We start from the raw sequence: 2,775 nt of genomic DNA, 5'->3' as shown, positions 1-2,775 counted from the left end.
AGACCAAGGTGCCTGGATTTGGGGCGGCTTCGCCCCCCCCCCCAGCGCGGGGCAAGCCCGCTCACTACAGAGGCACACGCTCAGTCCTGGTTCAGGCCAACGCGATACAACACGCCATCATCCTCATCGGTCAGCACGTACAGATAGCCATCCGGCCCCTGCCGTACATCCCGGATGCGTGCTTTCAAGCCACCCAGCAAGCGCTCCTCATGGATAACCTTGTCGCCATCGAACTGCAGGCGAATCAGTTCCTGGCTGGCCAAGGCACCGATGAACAAGTTGTGTTGCCACGGTTTGAAACGATCGCCGTCATAAAACGCCATGCCACTGATGGCCGGTGATTTTTCCCAGACATGATGGGGCGCCACGGTGCCTTCCACCGTCTTGCCCTTCGCCTCGGGAATCGGTGTCAGCGAATAGTTGATGCCATGGGTCGCCAACGGCCAACCGTAGTTCTTGCCACGTTCGATGATATTGATTTCATCACCACCGCGCGGCCCATGCTCATTTTCCCAGATCGTGCCGCTCCACGGGTTCATGGCCAGCCCCTGCGGATTACGCTGACCGTAGGACCAGATTTCGGGGCGCACGCCTTGCTGGCCGACAAAGGGGTTGTCATCCGGCACGCGGCCGTCCGGGAATATCCGCACCACCTTGCCTTGCAGCTTGTCCAGGTCCTGGGCGGTCGGACGGTCGTTGTTTTCACCCAAGGTCACGAACAGGTAGCCATCACGGTCAAACGCCAGGCGCGAGCCGAAGTGATTGCCGGTCGACAGCTTGGGCTCTTGGCGCAGGATCACCTTGAAGTCCTTCAAGCCGCTCAAGTCGTCGGCCAGACGCCCACGCCCCACGGCAGTCCCGGCCTTGCCCCCCTCACCGCCGCCTTCGGCGTATGACAGGTACACCATGCGGTCCTGCTTGAAATCCGGTGACAGCACTACATCGAGCAAACCGCCCTGCCCCTTGGCCCACACCTGGGGCACGCCGGTCAGCGGCGCCGACAGTTTGCCGTCCGGGCTGACGAAGCGCAGGTGGCCGGGGCGCTCGGTTACCAGGAAACCTTGTTTATCCGGCAAAAAGGCTACTGCCCAAGGATGATCAAGCCCCTTGGCAATCACCGTGGCGGTGATGCTGCCTTGCTCGCTGGGAAATTGTTGGGTGTCAGCCGCGAACACGGCCGTCAGTGGAAGTAGCGAAGTTGCGCAAACAACGGCCAGCAGGGTTTTACGTAGAAACATAAGACGTCGTCCTTACCGGCGATTGCCGTTGGCATCATAAGTGGGGGCTTTGGTGTCGGTCGCGGGGCGACTGGGGGCGGTATCGCGCTGAGGATATCGATTGCCGATACCGCCGTTTTCCACCGTCGGCGCGGGGCGGCTCGGGCCGGTCTGAACGCCGCGAGCGGCTGGCGCATTGGGCGTGGTGCCCTGCATGCTGTTGGGGTTGGCTCGATGAATAGGGCTGTTGTTGGTATCAAAGCTGCCAGGCAGATTTTGCGCCTGGGCCAAGGGGATCAGCGCCAGGCCCACGGCCAGCGCTGCAAAATGACGTACACAACGGTTCATGACGATGCCTCTCTGGAGCGCAAGACGCGTACTTTCGATAACACGCTACGCCCAGGGTTCGGCATTCGTAACTAAATACTTTCTCATCAGGTGTAACACGATCTGTCCGCGCATCGGCCCATCGAAACTTTTCCAGTCGTGCTCTGGCCACCAGAGCACCGGCACAGACAGGACTCAGATCAGAATGAAGATCAGCGCCAGACCTGCAAAGATCGCCCACTTTTCCAGGTAGTAGCGTGCGCGATTACGCTTTTTAAGCTCCTTGCCACGCAAGCGAATCTTGTACAGGCGGGTAAAGGCACGGTTCAAGCCGCCGGTCTTGTCGCCATCATCGTTAGGCGAGCCCGCAGCAGCCATCACGTTGCGGCTGAACCAACGGTTGAACGCAGCCGCCCAGCGATACTTCATAGGGCGCTCGATATCACAGAACAGAATGATACGGTTCTGCTGGGTGGAATTTTCTGCGTAGTGGATATAGGTCTCGTCAAACATCACCGGCTCGCCGTCACGCCAGTAATAGCTCTCGCCGTCCACGTTGATGTAGCAACCCGGATCATTGGGTGTATCCAGGCCAAGATGGTAACGGTAGGAACCGGCGTACGGATCACGGTGGCGTACCAGCTTGGACCCCGGTGGCAGCTCGGCGAACATGGCCGCCTTGATGGAGCCGATGCTCTGTACCAGCTCGGTAGTACGCGGGCACAACTTCATCGCCGATGGGTGACTGTCGCCGTACCACTTGAGATAGAAGCGCTTCCAGCCCGACTTGAAGAACGAGTTGAAACCCACGTCGTTGTATTGGTCCGAACGCTTGATTGCCCCGGCCTGCATCAGGTTCTGGCCTTCCTGACGGATTTCTTCCCAATGCTCCTGCAGCGGGCTCAGGTCCGGAAAGTCACTGGCTGAAAGGAAAGGACGGCTTGGCTGCTTGGAGAACAGGTAAAGAAAGCAGTTGATCGGCGCCAGGAACGTCGAGTGATCGCTAAGCTGGCGGCCCAGCTTGTGCCGCACCCGGCCACGCAGGTGGACATACGCAATGGAGGCAACGTAGAGAGCAACAATGATGAGTTTCAAGGGATTCGTCACAAGTCAGGGAGAGAACAGGCTGCTCCTGTCGGCCCACAACGGCCGAGGATGAATAGCAGCACCTGAAATCACAATTCACGTACAGGTGACACACGCGACAAGGAAAATCCTACGACGTGTGACC

3 protein-coding genes are annotated in these 2,775 nt (G+C 59.2%); all 3 read right to left on the bottom strand.

Translation table 11 applies throughout. The features are described 5' to 3' along the window. Positions 1-80: 80 nt before the first annotated feature. On the bottom strand, positions 81-1,238 hold the full coding sequence (locus ACRESD_RS07855) for a PQQ-dependent sugar dehydrogenase (RefSeq protein ID WP_431750402.1): 1,158 nt from the start codon (positions 1,236-1,238) through the stop codon (positions 81-83). Between the two features lie 12 nt (positions 1,239-1,250). Beyond that, positions 1,251-1,565 carry a hypothetical protein gene (locus ACRESD_RS07850; RefSeq protein WP_431750401.1) on the bottom strand — a complete coding sequence of 105 codons (315 nt, stop codon included), beginning with the start codon at positions 1,563-1,565 and terminating at the stop codon, positions 1,251-1,253. A 174-nt stretch (positions 1,566-1,739) separates the two neighbouring features. Then, a complete protein-coding gene (gene lpxO / locus ACRESD_RS07845) occupies positions 1,740-2,639 on the bottom strand; it encodes a lipid A hydroxylase LpxO (protein ID WP_431750400.1) in 900 nt (299 codons plus the stop codon). Positions 2,640-2,775: the final 136 nt, after the last annotated feature.

Origin of the sequence: Pseudomonas sp. (assembly GCF_050739995.1) — a bacterium.
Lineage (GTDB): Bacteria > Pseudomonadota > Gammaproteobacteria > Pseudomonadales > Pseudomonadaceae > Aquipseudomonas.
Note: the sequence above shows the minus strand (reverse complement) of the source record. Positions and strands in the feature narration are given on the sequence as shown.